The following is a 21884-nucleotide window of genomic DNA, read 5'->3' on the forward strand; positions in this document are numbered from 1 at the left end:
ATCAGGGGATAATCCCGAGGGCCTTCCAGAAGGGAAGCCCCACCACCACCCACTGGGCCAGCACCACCAGTCCGAAGATCAGGCCGAAACGGGCGGAGTCTTTGGTTTCAAAGAGCCCCGCCCCGCTGAACATGAGCAGGGGAACCGTGTTGAAGGGGAATATGAGCGAGTATGGGACCAGCGTCATGGCCGGGACATACAGCGAGAGGACCGGGAAGCTCAGCGCCTTGGCCAGGGAAACCACTACCGGAAGCATGGCCGCCGCCATGGCGGTGTAGGTGAAGAACAGCATGTGCCCGTAATAGAACAGCAGGACCAGCACCACGAATACACCCAGGAACGGAAGGCCGCTCACGCCCATCCTCTGCAGTACGGTGGTGACGGCCCAGTCCATGCCTTTAGTAAGGGTGAGACCGGCGGAGAGCCCCAGGGCCGCACCGAACATGACGTAGGTCCCCCACGGGACGGCCCGCTCGGCTTCCTTCCAGCTCACCACGCCCCAGCCCGGCAGAAACAGCGGCAATGCCGCTATCACGCCCTTGATGAACGGGTGCAACCCCACTACGGCCTGAGCCAGGGCCGGCAAGGACTTGTAAATGGCATCCCCCAGGATTTGCTTGTCGAGTACCCAGAGGATCAGGGCTAAGCCAAAAGAAGCCAGCGTCTTCCACTCATGGGCGCTCACCGGCCCCAGAGCCTGCATTTCGCTCCGCAGGTACTCCTGCCCGCCAGGGATCTCCGTGACTTCCGGCCGGAAGAGCAGCCAGATCAGCCCGAACGCCAGAAGCGTTGAGAGCAAAGCCATGGGGAACGTGTAGACGAACCACTGGGTCCACGAAATGTCCAGGTTGGCCGACTTGGCCAGAATACTCACCGCCAGCGGGTTAGATATGGTGGCAGTCAGGATGCCGGCGCTGACGATGTTGTCAGCTGCCCCCGCATAAATGCCCACGGCCTTGCCGAAGTTGCTCTCGCCCTTTTTCACTCCGGCGGCGGCGACCAGACCGGTGATAATCGGCAAGAGGAGCCCACCCTTGGCGATGGTGGAAGGCGTGGTGGGAGCGATGACCAGGTTGATGATGCCGACGGAGAACAGGATACCCAGGGTCGACCCCCGCGCCAGGTTCATCAGCCAGAGAGCAATGCGCCTGGCCAACCCTGACTTTTCGAACGCAGCCGCGTAGATGAATCCGAGGATAAGCAACCACAAGCCTGCGTCCCCATACCCGCTCATGCCCGTGGAGAGTGCCTTGGCCGCGGTCGCGGGGTCACAAGCCAGTGCAAGCACCACCAGAACCAGCACCACCAGGGAGGCCGGGGTGAGGTACTCACCCGGCATGGTGACCCACATACCGACGGCGAGGATGAACACGCTCAAGATGTACCGGCCGCCCGGCGTAAGGCCCTCGCCGCGAGGACCACCGACGAGGAAGGCCAAAGCCAGACATGCCATGAGGACCAGGACTGCCAGCCGCCACCGCTCAAGCTTCATGCTACCCCTCCTTAACCAGATGCGGTCTTCCTACCTCGCCGTCTGCATATTGTAAGACGAGTTGCGCAGCAGTGACGAACAATATGGGCGATCTGCATGCACTAGTCCCTGAATTGCACGCAGGAGGGGTTGAATGGCAGCCGGCAAATTGTCAAGCTTCCAGGGCCAATTTCAAACGGAGTTCCTGCGACCGGTGCCTTGAAACCGGGAGCTTGGTCTTGCGGGCATCGTCCATCACCAGGCACAGATTCCCATTTTCCTGCCGCAGGACTTCCGCCACATGCACCAGATTCACCAGGACGTGCCGGTGAGCTCGGAAGAACGCATCGCCCAGCTGCTGCTCGTATTCGGAAAGCGTGCCGGGCATGAGGTAACAGGAACCGCCCGTCGTGTGCAGGTACACGCCCCCCAGCCGCACCTGTAACCAGCAGATTTGATTCCTGTCAATCATTACCCAGCCGCGCGACCTGGGCACCGCCACCGTGCGGCGCACCCGATCGTTCCGCTCGGCGCAGGCACGTTGCTCGCTCAACAAGCCCCGCAGGCGACGTACGGTCTTACGCACGCGGTCCGGCGTGTACGGCTTGAGCAGGTAATCCACCGCACCCAGGCCAAAGGCGTCCACCGCATAGTCCGGATACGCGGTGGAGAACACCACCAGGGGTGCATTCTTCATCTCGGCGATGGTGTGCGCCAGCTCCATCCCGTCCAGACCGGGCAATCTCACGTCCACAAATACGGCGTCCGGGGCAAGGAGGCGGATGCAGTCCACCGCCTGGGATGCCGTGCCGGCTTCTCCCACCACCTCCACCCCCGGGATGCTCCGGAGAAGGTGTACGAGTTCCGCCCGTACCACCTCCTCATCCTCTACCACTACCACTCTCAACCCCAGATCCGCCGTGTCCCAACTCAACCCCCGCCTACCTCCCCGTGTTCCACCCGCGACCGTCCGCAACCCCGTTCCCGGGGATGCGTATCCGCACGCAGGTACCGCGGCCTTCCTCGCTCTGCATGCTGAGGGAGTACCGGTCACCGTACAAACCGTGAAGACGGGCGTGGACGCGGTGGATACCCGTCCCCTCGCCGTCCCCGCTCTGGAGGCACCCCAGCACCGCCTGCAACCTCTCACCGCTCATGCCCACGCCGTCATCCGTCACCGTGACCTCGACACAATCTCCCCGAACGCGTACGGTCAACCGAACAGAGCCGCCCGCAGGCTTGGGAAACAGGCCGTGCTTGATGGCGTTCTCCACCAGAGGCTGAATGGTGAAGGCCGGCAACAGCACGGTCCTCGCTTCGTCGTCGACGTTCACGTCCACACGCAACCTCTCGCCCATGCGCGCCTTCTCTATGGTGACGTAGTTCATGACCGTCTCGATTTCTTCGTCGACCGTGGCGAAACAGGATTTCCGCCGCAGGGTGGCATGCAGGAAGTCGCTCAGGTGGAGCAAGAGGTCCCGGGCGCGCGCGGCATCCGTACGGCAAAGGCCGATTATGGCACTGAGGGAGTTGAACAGGAAGTGGGGATTCACCTGGGCTTGCAGCGCTTGCAGGCGAGCTTCCGCGGCGAGGGCAGCCTGCCTCTCCAAAGCGGCCACATGGAGTTGTTGCGCCAGCAGTTCCGCCAGCCCCGCGGACACCTGGTCGGCCAGGATCCGGGAGACCTGACCGGAGGGAACCAGCACCACCCACCCGGCCACGGAGCAATCCCCGGCCATGAGAATGGGCGAAGCGACCACATCGACTTCGGCCGGCACCCCGCGGACCCGGTGCGCCGCCGGCACACTCAGCCTCTGTCGAACCGGCCCGATACCGTCAGCCCGGGCAAGCATCCCTTCCACGGCGCCCGTGAGCCACAGCACGAAACCCGCGGACATTCTCTCCGCCCATGCCGCGGCCAGCAAGGCACCCTGCTTCGTAACCAGGGCCGCCCCCATCGCACCAGTGGCTCGCCTCAGTTCTCGCACCATGGGCAGGCAGTTCTCCTCCGACAACCCCTCGCGCACCAGGGGAACCACAGCGCTCCTGGCCAGGCTGAGGGCACCCTGCACGCGTTTGGATACGTCCGCATCCAGACGGCGGCGCATGTCCTCGACTATCAGGACAAAGAGGGCGGCAGCGACTGGGTTGAGGATCAGCATGGGCGGGCCGACTGTGAGTTCCAGCTGGACGGCCAGGTCGAAGGGACGGGCCAGCAACAAGACGAGCACGCGCTGCACGGACTCCGCCAGGAACGAGGCCAGGGCCGCCTGGGAAACGGTGGGCGGGCGGCCCCGGTTGCGCCGGTAGAACACGCTCCCCACGCAACCGGCCACGAGCGTGCCCAGGCCGCAGGGGACGCACGTGAACCCTCCCCGCAGTAGCCGGTGGCCCCCGCCGATTACACCGGCACCGATACCTACCAGGGGTCCCCCGAACAGCCCCCCCACGGTGGCCCCCACCGAGCGCATGTTGCCCAGCGCCCCGTGCACGGGAACCCCCATAAAGGTGCCCATGATGGACAACCCGCCAAAAAAAAGTGCCAACGGCAGTCGGGACCACGGTCCCGGCTGCGCCAACCTTTCCTGAAAGTACCGGGACCGACAGAAGAGATACGCCACCATGCCGATTACAGACGTGCTGTATATCAGGCTCAAAATCACCTGCACCACTGGCTGTATGCCTCCTGACGTAGCGGGAGTCCCCCGCCGCGCGGGGTGTCAATGGGCCTTCCTGCCCAGGCCAGGGGTCCCTGCGCACCCCGTCAGCCGACGATTGGTTTCGTGAGAGGATAAAAGAGTCCTGCTGGAAAACCTTGTGTGCAGTTGGCTCCTCTACTTGCAAGACGGCAGGAATCAGGCGACTGTCGCCGAAGATTATCCATAGCTTACCAGATCCACCCGGAAATCGACGGGAGGGAGAACCGTGGGCAGGGAGACGGTATTTGTGGACGCGTTCACCGATGGTATCCTCGGCCCGGATCGTCCCATGCTGGGACCGGTGCGGGATGGAGGCCACATCGTGGCCAACACGGCTCCGGGATGCTGGGGGCCTATGATTACTCCGGCGATCCGCGGGGGACACGAGGTCACCCAGCCGGTCGCGGTAGAGGGCGCCGAGGTGGGCGACGCAATTGCCATCCGCATCAAAAACATCACGGTCACCTCGCTGGCCAGCTCTTCCGGAAACGACAGGTGGGTGGAAGGGCGATACCTGGGGGACCCCTACGTGGCGGCGCGCTGTGCCCAGTGCGGGACCATGTACCCGCCCACCCGCATCGAAGGCACCGGGCAGGCTGCGGTGCGGTGCGCGATTTGCGGGGCTGACGCCACCCCGTTCACGTTCACCAGCGGCTACACCGTCGCGTTCGACGAGAGGTACGGGGTCGGGGTCACCCTGGACCGGGAGGCCGCGGAAGCCGTAGCGCGGGACGCCCATCGCTTCGCAGCCCTTCCCGCAAATTCCGTCCAGAACCCCATCCTCGTGTTTGCACCCCATGACCTGGTCGGGCTGGTCACCCGGCTGCGGCCTTTTCTGGGGCAACTGGGAACGACTCCGGCGGTCACCATGCCCGACTCTCACAACGCGGGCGACTTCGGTTCCTTCCTGGTGGGGGCACCGCACGAGTACGCCATCACGGCGGAACAACTGGCCCATCGCACCGACGGGCATATGGACATCGACGCGGTAAGGGCCGGTGCCGTGGTGATCTGCCCCGTCAAGGTACCGGGAGGCGGGGTGTACGTGGGTGACATGCACGCCTGCCAGGGCGATGGCGAGGTGGCCGGGCACACCACCGACGTCTCGGGGACCGTCACGCTCCAGGTGCGAGTGGTCAAGAACCTCAGGATAGATGGACCCATAATCCTGCCCGTCGCCGAAGACCTGCCCTACCTGGCCAGGCCTCTTGAGGCTGGGGAGCGCGCCCGGGCTCTGGCTCTGGCCCACAGGTGGGGAGTCGGGCGGATTGAAGAGTCTGCTCCCATAAGTTTTGTCGGCACCGGGCCCGATCTGAACGCGGCCACCCAGAACGGGCTCGAGCGGGCGGCCAGCTTGCTCGGTATGAGCGTGCCCGAGGTCAAGAACCGGGCCACTATCACGGGGGCCATCGAAATCGGGCGGTTGCCTGGTGTGGTGCAGGTCACCTTCCTCGCTCCACTGGAACGGCTGGAGCGTGTGGGGTTGTTGCCGTTCGTCAGGGAACAGTACGACCTGCTGCAGGATGGGGCTGGCACCCAGAACTCTTTTACTCCGGGGCGATAGGCTTACCGTTCACCTACACGCATGCTTTGGCGGGAACAGTTAGGCCGCCCAAGCTTCGAAGACCAGGCGCGCACATTCGGCAATGACGCGGTCAGTTGCAACGGGGTCCGCCGCGCCCTTTGTGAGCACCGCCATTGCCACCGCGGCTCGCGGCCCGAAAATGACTGCAATATCGTTGCGCACCGGCCCCAGGGTGCCGGTCTTGTTCGCGACCTTTACAGACGTGGGAAGCAAGAGAGGGATGCGTTGCCTGAGCTGCTGTTTCTTCATGATCTCCAGCGCCTGCTCAGAGACCCAGGGGCTCACGTAGCGCCCCTCTGCCACCATGCTCAGGAGACGCATGAAGCCTCGCGGCGTTGCCACGTTGTTGTCCTGCCCCTCACTGAGCGCCGGATTGTCCGGTGCCATGCCCCCGCTCTCCAGCCGCTGGCGGGCTAGCTCCATCTCCTCTGCAGTCGGCCGTACGGAAGTGATGCCCCCGGCCCTTGCCAGGATCTGCCCACAGTTAAGCACTACGTTGATCTCTTCCAGGCCATGTGCCCGCAGTGTGCGGTTCACGTTATCAAGCCCCACCAGGTCCGCCAGCACGTCGGTCGCCCAGTTGTCACTGACTATAATCATCAGAGTTGCCAAATCACGTAGCGTTGGTTGCAGGCCGGCGTCCAGCTCCTTCAGTACGCCGGAGCCGAAGACCCTGCCACCTTCGGGCATTTCCACCCTCTGCCCAAGTTCAACCTGGCCTGCTTCCGCCTGGCGAAGAAGTTCCAAAAGAAGCGGCACCTTGAAGGTGCTCGCGGTGGGGAACACCAGGGCGGAATTGACGTGCACCTCCTCGCCCGTGACCAGATTCCGGGCGGCAAGTCCCACTGTCGCGGAGGTGCAGCCGATCACCGACATCAGCCGCGAAGTCAGCTCTGCTGTCAACGTTCTCCCGACCTCCCGTGCAAACAGCCAGAATCAGGGGGCAAACGCGTTGCCCCCGGCTTAACCAGAACCTGTGCTGGTAGGCCTTCTGCACTGACGCTTAAAATCCTGCTCCTTTGAAAACAAGTACCAAACGATCCTGCTCCCCCCTGTGGCAAGAAGGGCAGCGGTGTGATATTTAAGGTAACAGCACCACAAGAGCGGGTACCGTGCGAAAAAGGAAGGAGAACGTAACCATGAGGCAAGACGCTACGCTCATGTCCTACCTGGCCCGGGCCGGGGTGCGGGCGGCTCGCACCCGGCGCCTGCGCAGCACCGGTACTCGGTTGCTGGGAGCAGCCCTGGCGATTCTCCTCCTCGTGGGACCAGGGTGCGCGAGGAACCAGCCACCCGGCCCTCCTCCCGCAGGCCAGCCCCAGCCTCAGCCTCCCACCCACTCCGACGCCCCCGCCCCGGGTTCGGGATCGTCACCGGTGGTGGTATTCCTCTCCAGGGAGGGGAAACTGGAGGCCGCCTTGCGCACCGTGTCCGGACCGGAGGATCGGTACCCGACCGCGGCCGTCGAAGCTCTCGTGGCCGGCCCCACTGCGAGGGAGAGAGACGCGGGACTTGGACCCGTTCTCCCCGCCAGTACCCGGGTCCTGGGGGTCGAGATCGAAAGAGGAGTGGCCACCGCAAACCTGAGCCGCGAGGTGATCACCAGGGCTTCGGAGGTGGGAGTCAGCTCTACCACGGAAGCCCTGGCCCTCAACGCCCTGTATTTCACCCTCGCCCAGTTCCGCGGGGTCGAGAAGGTGCGCCTGCTGGTGGAAGGCAAGAACCGGGGCCCGGTTGACGGCAGGCTGGTGGAGGACTTCTGGGGGCACATCGGGCTTCCCGAATACCTGACCGGCAACCCGCGGATCCTGAGCATCCCTACCCGCCAGGAGGTGGGGGAAATCACCGACGGGCTGCGCCTCCGGTCCCTGCGCTGGGCGAGTCACCCGGCGGTGTTCCGGGTGGTGTTTGAGATCGACAACCCGGACGGCACCCCCGCCCCCCTGGTCCCTGCCACCATCGGAACCTGGTCAGCATCCGGAGTAATCCAGGTTACGATAAACGCCATGCGGGCCACCGCCGTCAAAGAGCTCAAGCCCGGCGGGGAGGTTGAGCTCGACGACTGGCGGGTCGCCATGCTACGCTGGGAAGTAACAGAAGACGACCAGGCCTTCTCGTTCAGCCTGGCCCTCCGCCCCGGTCGCGCCTACGGGTGGCGGCTGTGGTCGCTGCCCGACCCCTGCCGCGTGCTGGTGGACGTGTTCGCATGCGGCTCGGCCCTGGCAGGCTTCCCTGCGAGCATGGTGAGCACGCCTATCTTTTGGGAAGGAATACCTGACCGAAGCATCGAATGAGTTACGGCAGCGGAAACCGTCGGTGATTACAACGGAGAAGTAAGCCTGCCATTCAACCAGCAGCATCTGCCGGGCAGCCCCGCACACCGGACGTGGCCCTGTCGTGTGGTTTCCGGGGGGTGGTAGCTGCAAGAACGGTCACATGCTACCGTGCGGGCGGTCAACCTGCAGCTCAGCTTGAGATCCCAAACAGGCGGGATCGGGAGGTGCTGAAAGTGCGTAAACTGGTGCGGGTCAACATGACCGACACGACCGTGCGGGTGGAAGAGTTGCCGGAGAAATACCGGTTCATGGGCGGCAGGTGGCTCACCTCCACTCTGGTGGCGGACGAGGTTCCCGCCACCGCCCATCCCCTGGGCCCCAACAACCGCCTTGTGTTCGCCCCCGGTATCGTCACCGGGACGGCGGCGCCCAGTTCCGGCCGCATCTCCGTCGGCGCGAAGTCACCCCTCACCGGGGGCATCAAGGAGGCAAATGCGGGAACACCGGTGGCGCAGAGCCTGGCCAGGATGGGTATAGCTGCGATTGTCATCGAAGGCCAGCCCGAAGAGAACGACGAGTTCTTCGTCCTGAAGCTCAACAAAGACGGGGGCGAGCTTGAGCGGGCCGAAGACCTGGCCGGCCTGGGGCTCTACGAGTTTGCCGCCCGTGTGCAGGAACGGTTTGGGAATACGGGATTCATAGCCACGGGGCCCGCCGGCGAAAAGCGCATGGCCATGGCGGGCGTCTGCTGCAACGATACGGAATTCCGCCCGTCCCGCTACGCGGGCCGCGGCGGCCTGGGAGCGGTGATGGGGGCCAAGGGGCTCAAGGCCATTCTGGTGGACGATACGGGTGCCCCGGGGGTTTGCATCGCCAACGAGGATCTCTTCAGGGTCGGTCTGAGGAAGCTGTCAGACGCCCTGCGCGAGCACCCGATTACCAGGCCCGGCGGCACCCTCAACACCTTGGGTACCGCTGCCCTGATCAACGTCCTCAACGAGGCAGGTGGGCTCCCCACCCGCAACTTCAGCTCGGGCAGGTTCGAGGGAGCAAGCAGGATAGCGGGAGAGACCATCGCCGAGACAGCCAGGCAGCGGGGCGGCAAGACGGGGCACTCCTGCCACCCGGGCTGCATAATCCGGTGCAGCAACATCTGGGCAAGGCAGGACGGCTCCGAGCACGTGTCCTGCCTGGAGTACGAGTCGGTCTGGGCGCTGGGCGCTAACTGCGGCATCGACGACCTCGACACCATCGCCGAGCTGATCTGGATCTGCAACGACAGCGGCCTGGATACCATTGAAGCGGGCGTCACGCTGGCGGTGGCCATGGAAGCGGGGCTGGCCGCTTTCGGGGACGGGCAAGCAGCCATCAGGCTGCTGAGAGAGTGTGCCCTGGGCACCCCCCTGGGACGTATCCTTGGAAACGGGGCAGCGTTCACGGGCAGGGCTTTCGGGCTCACGCGGGTCCCCACCGTCAAGGGGCAGGGCATGCCGGCGTACGAACCACGGGCAGTCAAGGGCATCGGGGTCACATACCTGACCTCCCCCATGGGCGCTGACCACACGGCAGGATACACGGTGGCGCCCGAGATCCTGTCGGTGGGAGGTAAGGCCGACCCGCTGCTGCCGCACGGCAAGGCGGACATCTCCACGAACCTGCAGGTCGCCACTGCGTTCCTTGACAGCACCGGCTACTGCCTCTTCATCGCCTTCGCCATCCTGGACATCCCCGCGGGCTTCGAGGGGATGGTGGAAACCTGCAACGGCGTCCTGGGGACCGCATGGTCTGGCGAGGACGCCACCGCCATCGGCACGCAGATCCTCCGTACGGAGCGCTCCTTCAACGAGGCCGCAGGATTCACCCGGGCCCACGACCGGCCTCCGGAGTTCATGCGTTACGAAACCCTCCCGCCGCACAACCAGGTGTACGACGTCCCCGACGAGGAAATCGACCGGGTGGCCGCTGTTCTCACCGAGTCCCGGTAACGAGCGCGGGGGGTTGCCGGCTGGCAACCCCCCGTGTGGCGGAGGATCCACAGATGCCTACCGTCCGCGTGCGCCTGTATGCCACAGTGCGGAAATACGCACCCCCGGGGTGTCACGAGGGCACCTTCTCGGTGGAGCTGCCGGAGGGGTCTAAGCTGGAAGACCTCTACCGGCGGCTGGGCATACCTGAGCGCGAGGTCAAGCAGAGCTTCGTAAACGGCAGACGCGCAGAACCCGACCAGGTTCTCCGCGAGGGAGACGAAGTAGGGGTCTTTCCCCCCATAGCCGGCGGCACAGAGGCCAGACCATGCGGACAGCCTTGAAGGGCAGCGTCCGCCCACCTGGCCTGGGAGCAGGCGATCAGGCCCTGGCGGTGGCGGCGGCCACCGCTGCCGCCAGGGTATCCAGCCCGGTGTCCAGGTCCTCCTCGGACACGGTAAGAGGCGGGATGAAGCGGATCACGTGGTTGAAGGTCCCGCAGGGGTACAGGATCAGACCGCGCTCCAGGCACTCTTTCAGAACGCGGGTCACCAGCTCCCCGTCCGGGCGGCCCGTGCCGGGTTGAACGAACTCGACCCCGATCATCAGGCCCATCCCCCGCACGTCCCCTATCTGGGGATGGCGCGCAGCGAGATCCCGCAGCCTGGCCAGGGCGCGGTCGCCCAACCGGCGGGCCCGGCCCGGCAAGTCCTCCTCCCGCATGACGGCGAGGGTGGCCAGGGCAGCGGCGCAGGCCACCGGGTTACCGCCGAAGGTGGTCCCGTGAGCTCCGGGGGACCACTTTTTCATGAGGCGGGACGGGGCCACCGTGGCCCCCAAGGGGAACCCGGATGCGATCCCCTTGGCCACCGCCATTATGTCGGGGTTAACCCCCACCGCCTGGGCCGCGAACATGGCGCCCGTGCGGCCAAAGCCGGTCTGTACCTCGTCGAAGATGAGGAGGATACCGTGCCGGTCGCAGAGCTCCCGCAATCCCCTCAGGTACCCCGGAGGTGGCACCACGTACCCGCCCTCCCCCAGGACCGGCTCGATCAGGATAGCAGCCACCTGCGAGGGGTCAACCAGGTGCTGAAACATCCCCTCGAGCCGCTCCAGGCATTCCAGGGAGCACGCCCCCTGCTGGCGACCGGCCGGGCACCGGTAGCAGTAGGGGTAAGGGGCAAAGTACACCCCCGGCAGCATCGGTTCGTAGTGCAGGCGGTACTTGCTCTTGGAGGACGTCACGGACGCCGCCCCCATGGTACGCCCGTGAAAGCCGCCTTCAAAGGCGATGAGGGCCGGCCTGCCCGTCACGTAACGGGCCAGCTTGACGGCTCCTTCCACGGCTTCGGCCCCGCTGTTTCCGAAGAAGAACATGTCCAGGTCGCCGGGCATCACCGCGCGCAGTTCGTCGGCAAGCCGGAGGATGGGTTCGTAGAGCAGCACCCCCACAGGACCGTGGATGAGCTTCTCCATCTGTTCCTTAGCCGCTGCCACCACCCGGGGGTGGTTGTGCCCCAGGTTGGCTGTCGCCATTCCGGACACGAAATCCAGGTAGCGCCGGCCGTCCGTCCCCCAGACGCAGGTTCCGCTGGCGTGGGACACGGGCAGGTTGGGCCAGTCCACCGCCAGGCTGGGGGCCAGGAGGTTCCCCAGGCAGGCTACCAGGTCTGCGAAGGATTTCTCTTGCACCGCTTCTGACCTCCCCGCTACCGGACGAACTTGATCAGGATCACCCCGGCCACCGCTGCCAGGATCATTCCCCCTGCCACCACGTCGCGCCATGTGAACGCGAGGGGTTCCAGCTCCGTGGGCTTGCCCGGAGCACCGAACCCCTTGCCCTGGAGCGCGATCTCCAGCTCGTCGCCACGGCGGAACAGGAGCAGGACGAGGGGGACAACCACGGGTATTAAGCCCCTTCTCAGCCGCTCGACCATGCCCAGGGAGGCCAGGTCGAACCCGCGCAACTTCTGGGCATCCAGGATGCTCTGCCACATCTCGAAGATCAGGTCGGTGAAGGTCAGGGCACTTACAAACATGAAGGCAAACCGGCTGGGAATCCCCAGGCGCCGGAACATGGCCATCACCTTGCCAGGCGAGGTGGTGGACACGAATACGGGCACGCTGCCCACCGCTACCAGCACGCGCAGGCAGAGCAGGATGCCGAACAGGAGCCCGGCGTCGGTGAGCACGCCCAGGTCGGCGCCGCCGGGGATGGGCAGGTGACCCAGTACCAGGAGGGGTCTGCCTCCCCGGTACATGAATCCCTGCACCAGGATCAGGAAAACGAATGTGGCCAGGAGGATCTTGAGCAGGACATAGAACCGGCGGGGGTGAATGCCCGCCAGGGCCCAGAAGATCCCCGCCAGTCCCAGCCACGACAGCAACACGGCGAAATCCCGGGCGGTAGGGAAGTACGGCAGCAGGATGATCACCAGGGTGGCAATGACAAACCCCAGCTTCACCAGGGGGTGCAGGCGGTGCACGAACGACTCGCTGTCGGAGTAAGCGAAGGGCGTCTGCACATTCAATCCCTCCCCACCGCAGGCCACCCGGCTGCGCCAGCTGGCGATGGCCACTGCCCCGTCGCCTGTCGGGCTGCCACGGTCGCCAGGTGAGCGAGGAGCGCCTCGGGAGTCATGATCTCGCCGCACAGCCCGAGCTTCCGCGCCAGCACATGGGCAGCCGGGGGACGCAACCAGGCTCGGGCCAGCACCTCTTCCTGCCGGAATACCTGGGAGGTCGGCCCGTCCAGCAGGACCTGACCCCCGTGCATCACGAGCAGGCGGGTAGCATACCGCGCCACCAGGTCCATGTCGTGGGTGATCATGATCACCGTCCGTCCCTCGCGCCGGAGCCCGTCCGCCAGCTCGGCCAGGAGATACCTCCCCCGGTAGTCCTGGGCGGTGGTGGGTTCGTCCAGGATCAACACCTCCGGACCCATGGCCAGCACGCACGCCACCGACAGCTTCCGCCGATCTCCGAACGATAGCTTGAAGGGAAACAAATCCTTCGCCTCGTATAGCCCGACGGCCTCCAGAACCTCCCGCACGCGGCGGGAAATGGTGACCTGGTCGAGGCCCAGGTTCTTCAGGCCAAAGGCGACCTCTTCCTCGACGGAAACGTTGAAGAGCTGGTAGTCGGGGTTCTGCAGCACCAGCCCCATGCGGCGGGTGATGTCGCCCGTCCTGCGCCCGACCAGATCCTCTCCCCGGTAGATGATACGGCCCCGGGAGGGACGCACCAGCCCGACAAGGGCCTTCACGAGAGTGGTCTTACCGGACCCGTTCTGCCCCACAATACCCAGGAACTCACCCTGCCGGAGGGCGAAGCTTACCCCCTGCAGGGCCGTCACCGGAGGCGATCCCGGATACGTCACCACCAGGTCCTCCACCTGCAGGACGGGCTTCTCAGGGGCCACCACCCCGGATGGTGCGGGATCCTCCGGCGCAGCGGGAGAGCCGGCTGCGCAGCCCGGCTGCGCTGTGCCAGCCGGTGGAAGGTCTCCCCCCTTGTCCCCCGGCACCGGCGGGCTGTCCTCCGCGCAACCCAGGAACTGCCGGATAGTCTCCGGCACCAGTGCCGGCTCAACCCGCCGCAGGACATCGGCCGGGGCGCCAAGAGCGTGCAGTACCCGGTGGCCGACCGGTGCCTGCACCCCCGCAGCCTCCAGGGCTTCCACGTCCGCCACCACTTCGGCAAACCGGCCCTGCCGGACCGGCACGCCCTCGCGCAGGAGCAGGCAGTGGGTGGCGATCCCCAGGACCTCCTCCACCTTGTGGGTGGTCATGACCACCGCCATGTCCTGACTGCGCGCCAGGGTGCGCAGGGCATCGGCGACTTCAAACGAGCCCACGGGGTCGAGCTGGGAAGTGGGTTCGTCAAGGATGAGCAGGCGGGGCAGCATGGTCAGGACGCTGGCCAAAGCCGCCCTCTGTTTCTGGCCCCCGGAGAGGGCCTTGGGGGGCCTTCTCTCGAACCCCTCCAGGCCGACCAGGTTGAGGAAGTGCTTCGTGCGGCGCCCGATCTCGTCCCGCGGGACGCCCAGGTTGGACGGGCCAAACCCCAGCTCCATCTCCAGGGTGGGCATGAAGAGCTGCGTTTCGGGATCCTGGAGGACGATTCCGCAGTGCCGCGCCATCTCGTACATGGGATGGTCCCAGGGGTCCAGCCCGTCCACCAGGACGGTGCCCCGCCGGCGCCCCCCGTAGATATGGGGTATAACCCCAGCCAGCAGGTAGCACAGGGTGGACTTCCCGGCCCCATTTGCCCCCAGCACCACGAGGAAGTCACCCGGCACCAGGGACAGGCTGAGCCCCTTGAGGACGTCCCTCTCGCCGTCATAAGAAAAGCTCAGGTTCTCCAGAAGCACCACGGGAGTGCGCCCGCCAGACACTTCCTCGCCTCCGTTTCCCGGCCCCCGGAGGTGCTCAGGGGCGCTCTCACCAGAGCGCCCGCTCCACTTTCGGCAACCCGGTGCGCGCCAGGGCTTCCACCAGCGGCATGGTGATCACGGCCGTGATCAGGGAAAGAACGGGTACCCACCACGTGTAGCCGATGAAAGTGGCAATGGCCAGGGCGGCCGGGTACTTGAACAGGTACCAGTACGGCCTGGTCCACGGTAGCCACCACACCAGCAGGGAGGCAAGTACCGTAACGAAGATCCCCAGGTACTTGCGCCCCCGATCCTGACCGCGCAGCCAACCCGGCACCAGGCGGCTACCCAGGGGGGTCACCGCCACCAACAGCGGAGGCAACCAGTAGTAGGCGCTGAGTGCCCAGTAAAGAGGCTGCGGGGGCGTTTCGAACCCGGCCGCTGCCCCGGGCACGTAGTACGGGAAGACCAGCGTCATCACGGCCACGGCACCTATGCATAGCGTGTTCAGAGCCCAGTACCTCTCCCCGTTGGTAAACAACGCTACGAAGAAAGCGGGTAGCACGGTGGTCAGCAATACATCCAGCAGCCCCAGGGGAAAGCCGCCCGGCGCGATGAACATACCTATGAGTCCTCCGATAATGGACGCCACCACACCACCCCACGGCCCCAACAGGAAGGGAGCAATGGCCGCAAAAGGCACGGCCAGGGGAACATAACCGCCCCCTCCCACGTAGGGGAAGATGGGGACCAGGGCCGTCACCCCGATCAGCGCGCCGAACAGGGTGACCCATGCCACCGATGGCCCGCGCGCCCTGCGGGTGACCTCTTTGACCGCCGTCGCTTCCACAGGACATCCCCCTTTCCGGATCTATGGTCGGTCCAAGAACCGTCCCGCCCCCTATTGCGCCAGGCGAAACAAGTTCTTGCGCCCAGTGATTGAATTCGCCGGGGATGTCTCGTATTCCTCCTAACGATCGCGATCCGCGTCCCGGGATCCAGCTCCGGCCCCCGGGGGGACGCTGCAACCCAGATCCCTGGAGATGGCCCGGCAGGTGCTCAGCAGCAGGGAAGCATACCGCCCTTCCAGATCCTCCAGGGAAATGCGCTGGGTGGGGGCGGTAATGCTCAGGGCCGCCACCACCTGGCCCCGGGCATTGAACAGGGGGGCCCCGATACAAACCACTCCGGGGCAAAACTCCTCACGGTCGGTGGCATATCCGCGGCGCCTCACCAGTTCAAGCTCTCTCTCCAGGCCCTCAAGATCGGTAATGGTGTTGGGCGTGAGCCTTTCCAGGGGCCTGGCCGAGAGCAGAGAGCGGCGCCGGTCCTCGGGGACGAAAGCCAGCATGGCCTTTCCCAGGGAGGAGGCATGGGCAGGCATGCGCAGACCGCTGGAGAGGTTCACTCCCAGCACGTGAGAGGACTTGTGCGTTTCCAGGCACAGGGCAGCCCCGGCGTCCATCGTGCCCAGGTTGACATCCTCGCCGCACGCCCGCTGCAGCGCCTCCATGTGGGGACGGGCTACCCTCTGCAACACCGTCAGTCCGGCTCCCCCACCAAGCTGGGCGGCTCGCGGACCAAGGGAGTACCTCCTGTCTCCCGGAGCCCGGATCACGTATCCGAGCTTCTCCATGGCACTCAAAAAACGCAGAGCAGTGCTACCGTCCAGACCGGTCAGCCGGCACAGGTCCGCCAGCCTCACCCCGTCCTCGGCTGCCGCCAGTACCTCCAGAATCCGGATGGTGCGCTCGACTGCCCTCACGTCACCAGCACCCCCTGCTCTCCGTTGACGCAGCCTCCCGTCAGGAATACCCGCTGCTGCTCCCGGGCGTAGCCCCTCGATGGGAAAGCCCCGCCGTCTCACCCTCAACATTTTAGCGAACACTCTTATGGAAGGAAAACCCGTATTATGGGGATCTGGGGAACAGGTGGAAGGCCACCGGGAGGAACAGCCTCCGCCCGCGCCGAAGTGGATAGCCCCGAACCGCGGAAAGCAGCTTTGGAGGGGAGACGTGCCGGGGGAACTTGCCAGGCAGCTCGCTCGCGTCGTAGGGACCCCCTGGGTGCTCGACAGCCAGCTGGCACGCCACACCTACGCTTACGACGCCAGCCCCATCTGCGGCCTTCCGGACCTCGTGGTTCTACCCGCCAATCGCGAGGAACTGGCAGCGGTGGTATCCATATGCAACCGGCAGGGAGTCCCCGTGGTACCGCGGGGCGCCGGCACCTCCCTGAGCGGGGGGCCGGTAGCCACCTCGGGGGGAGTGGTGATCGCCCTCACCCGGATGAACCGCATCCTGACGGTCGATCCGGAGAACCGGGTGGCGCTGGTCGAGCCCGGAGTCACCAACATGGAGCTGCAGCAGGCCGCCAGCCGGTGGGGACTCATGTTCGGGCCCGACCCTGCCAGCGGCAAAGTCGCCACCCTGGGGGGCAACGCCGCGGAAAACGCCGGGGGCCCCAGGGCGGCCAGGTACGGGGTGACCCGCCAGCACGTCCTCGGCCTGGAGTTCGTCTTGCCCGACGGCACCCTGGCCAGCACCGGCCAGCTGGGCCCCGTCCCCTGTCCGGACATCCCCCGGCCCCTGCTGGAGCTGGGCAGCCTGATGGTGGGATCAGAAGGAACGCTGGCCTTTGTCACCAGGCTGGCCCTCCTGCTCGTACCGTCTCCGCGGAACCATGCCACCCTCCTGGCCTTCTTCCCGGCTGTGGAAGAAGCAGCCACCGCCGTTTCCCGCATCGTCGCGGCGGGGATGCTCCCCGCAGCCCTGGAAATCATGGGCCGGCTGGACATCACCCTCGTTGAGAAGTCCCTGCACCTGGGGATACCCGTCGACGCCGAGGCCATGCTCCTCCTGGAGTTTGACGGCCCGGGCCCCGCACTGGCCAAGCAGGTGCGCTGCGCCGAGCAGATCATGCGGGAAAGTGGGGCCGTGGGAACACGCTCGGCCACGGACCCCCGGGAAAGGGAAGACCTGTGGCTGGCCCGCCGGGCGGCGTCCGGGATGTACGGTCTGCTCAAGCCCACGTACCTCAGCCAGGACGTGACGGTGCCCCGCCACCGGGTACCCGAGATGTTCCGCAAGGTGGCCGAGCTCGCCCGGGAAAGCAAGCTGCCCATCTCCATCATGGGGCACCTGGGGGACGGCAACCTGCACCCGGCGGTGCTGCTCGACGACCGCTGTCCCAGGGAGATGGAGCAGGCCCTGGAAGTCTGCCACGTCGTGGTGGAAGAGGCGCTCCGGCTGGGTGGCACCCTTTCCGGCGAGCACGGCATCGGGGTTGAGAAGCTGGAGTTCATGCCCCTCGCCTTCTCCCCCGCCACCCTCCGTTACTTCGCCGAGATAAAACGCGCCTTCGACCCCCGCTGGACTCTCAATCCCGGCAAGCTACTTCCGCCCCCCACCCCCGGATCAGCAGCACCCGCCACAGATGCACCGGCCTCCGGGGCGGGAGTCACGCCAGAAAGAGTACTTGGCGAACTGGAGGCCCTGCTGGGCCGTCGTCTCCTCACGTCCGGCGAGGACCTGCGGCGGTTCGGCTTCGACGCCGCCCGCAGCCCCTGGGCAGTGGCCGTCCCCGAGAGCGCGGAGGAGCTGACAGAAACGGTGAGGATCCTGGCCGCCCGCGGCGTGAAGATATGGCCGATCGGGGGAGGAACGCTGGTAAGCGTCGCCTTTTCTCCCTTCGAGGGAGGGGTTGCCGTCTCGACCGCTGGCCTCGACCGGGTGGTCGACCTGATCCCCGAGAACCTGACCGCCACCGTGCAGGTGGGATGTCATCCGGACGACCTCAACGCGTCGGCAGCAGCCGCATCCTGCCTCTACGCCGTCGACTGCTGGCGCCTCCCGAAGTCCACCCTGGGGGGAGAGGTGGGGATCAACGGCTTTGGGCCGCGCCGACCCCGCTACGGTTCCACGCGGGACAACCTGCTTGGCCTCACCTTCCTCGACGCCAGCGGCCAGGTGTGCCGGGTCGGGGGCCAGACGATCAAGAACGTCAGCGGCTACGACGCCACCCGGCTGCTCTGCGGCGCGTGGGGAATCCTCGGTATCGCGGTGGAGGCGACGGTACGCCTGTGGCCCCGTCCGGAAGAGGAAGAGACCGTCGCCGTGCCCGTACGCGACCCTGCCGGCCTGGGCCCGTTCCTGACAGACCTCTTCCCCGCGGTCGACGTCGCCGCCCTGCAGCTCCTGTCCCCATGCCCGGGGAAAGACAACTGGCTACTGCTCCTGGCCCTGGCCGGCCCTGGTGAAGACGTGCAATGGTGGATCAACCAGCTCTACCGCTGCTCCAGCCACCACGGGCTGGAACCCCGCCCCCTTGCCCCCGATGAGGCGGCCAGATGGTGGGAAGAGGCTCGCCGCCGGTCGGGCCCGGCCGCCTGCCACCGCCTCCGTCCCCGCCCCTGCTGGGTGGCGGGATACATGCGGGTGAAGCCCACATCCCTCCCCGCAGCCGCGGCGTTCCTGTTCCGCACCGCCCGCGATCGGGGATGGGAGTGCGGGGTGAACGCCTTCTGCACCCTGGGAGTCATAGATTTCACCTTGTCTTCCCCTGCAGGCGAGGCGCCTGCGGGGATCGCCGAGCTCCTCCACCACCTGACCGGAGCCGCCCCCGGCGGTGAGCTCGGGCTTTACGGATGGGGCGCCGACCTGGAACGAGCCATGCTGCCCTGGCTGCCGGGCAGGGCTTACCCGGCCGGCACGGCTAAGGTGGTGACCAGGCTCAAGGGCCGGCTCGACCCGGCGGGGATTCTCGCTCCTGCCGCCCGAATACTGCCGGCCACACTTCCCGGTGGAGGCGAACCCCATGCGGGTCATCCAACCCGGCCAGTACCGACGTGACGGTACCTCCCCCGGGGAGCACGAGGTCCGGTGCGATCTCGGCCAGAGGCACGAGCACAAACGCGCGCCTGCGTAGCTCGGGATGGGGGATGACCAGGTCCGGGGTAGAGATCTCAAAATTGCCGAACAACAGTATATCTATGTCGATGGGGCGCGGGCCCCAGCGCAGACCCCGCCTTCTTCCCAGGTCGGCCTCTATCTGCTTGCAGGCACCGAGCAACTCCAGAGGAGACAGGGATGTTTCGGTTTCCAGAACCGCATTCAGATACCACGGCTGCCCCGCCGGCCCCACCGGTTCCGTCTCGTAAAGAGAGGACCGACCCAGCACCCGGATGCCAGGGTGGGCGTCCAGCCTGGCCGCCGCCCGGGCCAGCATCACCTCTCGCTCTCCCATGTTGCCCCCCAGCCCCAGGTAAGCCACGGTCAACTCTTCCTCCACCTCCGCACGTCCGCTGCTGCGTACTCCATGATCCCCCCCACAGGGGGCACCGGCTTCTTGACCCGAACCCGCACTCCCTCCACCGGGAAGCCAGCCAGGACTCGCTCGGCTATGGTGCTGGCCAGGGTCTCGACCAGGTTGAAGCGCTCACCTTCTACGACCCGTTTGACCGCGTCAAACACCCGTGAGTAATCGACCGTGCAGTCGAGATCGTCACGCCGTCCCGCCGGGTCGAGATCAAGGTACAGGACCAGGTCAACCACAAACGGTCGCCCGGCCTCTTTCTCGCCGGGCAAGACACCGTGGTAGCCATAAAAGGTCATACCCTTGAGGATGATCCGGTCAGCCACCTTATTCCCCCCCGACCGGGCGGCGTGCGATGGCGTCGGCCATCCGGGCTACCCGTACCATCTCTTTCACATCGTGCACCCGGACAATATCGGCTCCGTTGGCTATGCCCAGCGCCACCGTGGCTGCCGTCCCCTCCAGCCGCTCCTCGACCGGCAGGCCAAGCACCTTGCCCACGAGGCTTTTCCGCGACGGGCCCAGCAGAATGGGCCGGCCGAAGCTCCTCAGTTCGCGCAGGCGGGCTATTATCTCCAGGTTGTACTCCAGCCTTTTCCCAAAGCCGATCCCGGGATCGATGATCACGAGTTCCCGGGATATGCCCGCCCGTTCCGCCAGGTCCAGGCTTTCCCGGAAGAAGCCGGCCAGGGCATCCATCACCGACCTGTACTCCGGCCATTCTTCTCGGCGGTGCTCGGCGAGGCCGTGCATGATTACGACGGGTACCCCGAACTCGGCCACCACCCGGGCCATCTCGGGGTCCGCCCGCAGTCCCCCCACGTCGTTGACTATCTGGGCCCCCAGGCGCAGGGCTTCCCTGGCCACCCTGGCCTTGTAAGTGTCGACCGATATGGGGACGGGCAACTCCCTCACCAGGCGCTCGATAACCGGCAGTACCCGGTCCATCTCCTCTTCCTCCGACACGGGAGCAGACCCGGGACGTGTCGACTCCCCTCCCACGTCCACTATGTCCGCCCCGTCGGAGACCATCTCCCTTGCCCTGGCAACTGCGGCCTCCACATCCAGATAAAGCCCGCCGTCGGAAAAGGAATCCGGGGTGACGTTCAGGATACCCATGACAAGCGTTCTGGCCCCCACCTCCAGGGTGTGGGGTCCGCACTCCAGTTGCCAGCGTCCCTCACTTTCCCAGCACGCCAGGACCGCCTCCAGCTGCCTTCCCAGCTCGGCCAGGCCGAAGGGTTGCATCCTCAACTTGCTCGCCAGCAGGCGGTACTGGCGCAGGGTGCCCATCAGCAGCACGTCAGTGGTCTGGACCGACCAGTCCGCCGCACCGTGCGCCACTGCCGCTTCACCGCCCCGGGCCAGCATCTCCTGCTTCAACACGTTGGCGGCCTTGGGGGTGAGTCCTTCCACCTTGACTACCCGGTGGACGGCCTTGGGGGCCATCAACTTTTTCCCCACCTCGTCCACACCCACCAGATCCATCTCGGCCACGGCTCGCCGCAGGTTGTCGACAACGATGACCCTGGGGTTGTAGCTGCGCATGGTGCTTTCACCGCCCGGCATCGGCTCTCACCGCCCGCGTATGATGGCGAAAGCTTCCGCCCGCGAGGCTGGGTTGCGCCGGAAAATACCCCTTACGGCTGAAGTCACGGTAAGCGTCCCGGGCTTGTTAACCCCCCTCATGCTCATGCACAGGTGTTCAGCCTCCAGGACAACCACCACTCCTTGGGGCTCCAGTTTGTCCATGATCATGTCCGCTATGCACGTGGTGAGGCGTTCTTGCACCTGAAGCCTTCTCGAAGCTACCTCCACCACCCGGGCCAGCTTGCTCAGACCGGTGATTTTGCCCTTGGGGATGTAGGCAATGTGGGCACGGCCGAAAAACGGCAGCAGGTGATGCTCACACAGGGAGTAAAACGGGATGTCCTTCACCAGGACCAATTCTTCGTGCTTCTCGTCGAATTGGACGATCAGCTCCTCCCCCGGGTCGCGGCCCAGACCGGACAAAATCTCGCCATACATATCCGCCACCCGGCGGGGGGTCTCCCGCAACCCCTCCCGCGATGGGTCTTCACCGATAGCTTCGATGATTATGCGCACCGCTTCCTCGATCTTCTTCTTATCCACCGGCTCCCCTCCCCGCCGCGTGGCCCCCACCAGGCCCGCCAGGCTGACCGGATTAGTTCTCCAACAGT

18 protein-coding genes are annotated in these 21884 nt (G+C 65.8%); 5 read left to right on the top strand and 13 right to left on the bottom strand.

Features of this window, described 5'->3' with window-relative positions; all coding sequences use genetic code 11:
* Position 1: 1 nt before the first annotated feature.
* The 3 genes from AB1446_12050 to AB1446_12060 all read right to left on the bottom strand — a co-directional run bounded on the left by AB1446_12050 (position 2) and on the right by AB1446_12060 (position 4140).
* The gene (locus tag AB1446_12050) at positions 2–1492 is read right to left on the bottom strand and encodes a DASS family sodium-coupled anion symporter (GenBank protein ID MEW6547625.1); all 1491 of its coding nucleotides are present in this window, start codon (positions 1490–1492) and stop codon (positions 2–4) included.
* 151 nt (positions 1493–1643) lie between these two features.
* The gene (locus AB1446_12055) at positions 1644–2405 is read right to left on the bottom strand and encodes a LytTR family DNA-binding domain-containing protein (GenBank protein ID MEW6547626.1); all 762 of its coding nucleotides are present in this window, start codon (positions 2403–2405) and stop codon (positions 1644–1646) included.
* A gap of 7 nt (positions 2406–2412) precedes the next feature.
* A complete protein-coding gene (locus AB1446_12060; GenBank protein MEW6547627.1) occupies positions 2413–4140 on the bottom strand; it encodes a LytS/YhcK type 5TM receptor domain-containing protein in 1728 nt (575 codons plus the stop codon).
* 256 nt (positions 4141–4396) lie between these two features.
* Here AB1446_12060 and AB1446_12065 point away from each other — a divergent pair, with 256 nt between their 5' ends.
* A complete protein-coding gene (locus AB1446_12065) occupies positions 4397–5734 on the top strand; it encodes an acetamidase/formamidase family protein (GenBank protein MEW6547628.1) in 1338 nt (445 codons plus the stop codon).
* A gap of 39 nt (positions 5735–5773) precedes the next feature.
* Here the strand turns inward: AB1446_12065 and AB1446_12070 are convergent, their stop codons facing one another.
* A complete protein-coding gene (locus AB1446_12070) occupies positions 5774–6658 on the bottom strand; it encodes a serine hydrolase (protein MEW6547629.1) in 885 nt (294 codons plus the stop codon).
* Positions 6659–6894: 236 nt separating this feature from the next.
* Between AB1446_12070 and AB1446_12075 the strand changes: the two genes are divergently transcribed.
* From AB1446_12075 to AB1446_12085, 3 genes are all read left to right on the top strand, one after another.
* Positions 6895–8049, top strand: a complete 1155-nt coding sequence (locus AB1446_12075; GenBank protein ID MEW6547630.1) for a GerMN domain-containing protein — start codon at positions 6895–6897, stop codon at positions 8047–8049.
* Between the two features lie 215 nt (positions 8050–8264).
* A complete protein-coding gene (locus AB1446_12080; protein ID MEW6547631.1) occupies positions 8265–10016 on the top strand; it encodes an aldehyde ferredoxin oxidoreductase C-terminal domain-containing protein in 1752 nt (583 codons plus the stop codon).
* A 53-nt stretch (positions 10017–10069) separates the two neighbouring features.
* Positions 10070–10339, top strand: coding sequence for a MoaD/ThiS family protein (locus AB1446_12085; protein MEW6547632.1), 270 nt, complete (start codon positions 10070–10072; stop codon positions 10337–10339).
* A gap of 37 nt (positions 10340–10376) precedes the next feature.
* On the opposite strand, the gene AB1446_12090 is transcribed toward AB1446_12085, so the two are convergent.
* The 5 genes from AB1446_12090 to AB1446_12110 form a co-directional block, all read right to left on the bottom strand.
* The gene (locus AB1446_12090) at positions 10377–11687 is read right to left on the bottom strand and encodes an aspartate aminotransferase family protein (GenBank protein MEW6547633.1); all 1311 of its coding nucleotides are present in this window, start codon (positions 11685–11687) and stop codon (positions 10377–10379) included.
* 17 nt (positions 11688–11704) lie between these two features.
* Entirely contained in the window at positions 11705–12520 is an 816-nt protein-coding gene (locus AB1446_12095) for an energy-coupling factor transporter transmembrane component T (protein ID MEW6547634.1), read from the bottom strand.
* Between the two features lie 2 nt (positions 12521–12522).
* The gene (locus AB1446_12100) at positions 12523–14391 is read right to left on the bottom strand and encodes an energy-coupling factor transporter ATPase (protein ID MEW6547635.1); all 1869 of its coding nucleotides are present in this window, start codon (positions 14389–14391) and stop codon (positions 12523–12525) included.
* 46 nt (positions 14392–14437) lie between these two features.
* Positions 14438–15220: a hypothetical protein gene (locus AB1446_12105; GenBank protein ID MEW6547636.1), complete on the bottom strand. Its 783-nt coding sequence runs from the start codon at positions 15218–15220 to the stop codon at positions 14438–14440.
* Positions 15221–15340: 120 nt separating this feature from the next.
* Entirely contained in the window at positions 15341–16135 is a 795-nt protein-coding gene (locus AB1446_12110; GenBank protein MEW6547637.1) for an IclR family transcriptional regulator, read from the bottom strand.
* A 250-nt stretch (positions 16136–16385) separates the two neighbouring features.
* On the opposite strand from AB1446_12110, the gene AB1446_12115 reads away from it, so the two are divergent.
* Positions 16386–19220: an FAD-binding protein gene (locus tag AB1446_12115; GenBank protein ID MEW6547638.1), complete on the top strand. Its 2835-nt coding sequence runs from the start codon at positions 16386–16388 to the stop codon at positions 19218–19220.
* Here the strand turns inward: AB1446_12115 and folK are convergent.
* The 4 genes from folK to folE are packed head-to-tail and all read right to left on the bottom strand — an operon-like array spanning position 19102 to position 21816.
* Positions 19102–19659 (bottom strand): 2-amino-4-hydroxy-6-hydroxymethyldihydropteridine diphosphokinase, encoded by a 558-nt coding sequence (gene folK / locus AB1446_12120; GenBank protein ID MEW6547639.1) that lies wholly within the window; start codon positions 19657–19659, stop codon positions 19102–19104. The genes AB1446_12115 and folK overlap by 119 nt on opposite strands.
* Entirely contained in the window at positions 19644–20009 is a 366-nt protein-coding gene (folB, locus tag AB1446_12125) for a dihydroneopterin aldolase (GenBank protein ID MEW6547640.1), read from the bottom strand. Before folB ends, folK begins: the two co-directional genes overlap by 16 nt.
* A 1-nt stretch (position 20010) precedes the next feature.
* Positions 20011–21252, bottom strand: a complete 1242-nt coding sequence (folP, locus tag AB1446_12130) for a dihydropteroate synthase (protein MEW6547641.1) — start codon at positions 21250–21252, stop codon at positions 20011–20013.
* A gap of 6 nt (positions 21253–21258) precedes the next feature.
* Positions 21259–21816: a GTP cyclohydrolase I FolE gene (folE, locus tag AB1446_12135; protein MEW6547642.1), complete on the bottom strand. Its 558-nt coding sequence runs from the start codon at positions 21814–21816 to the stop codon at positions 21259–21261.
* Positions 21817–21884 lie beyond the last annotated feature (68 nt).

It is taken from the genome of Bacillota bacterium (assembly GCA_040757085.1).
Taxonomy (GTDB): Bacteria; Bacillota; Sulfobacillia; order JACIYH01; family JACIYH01; genus JACIYH01.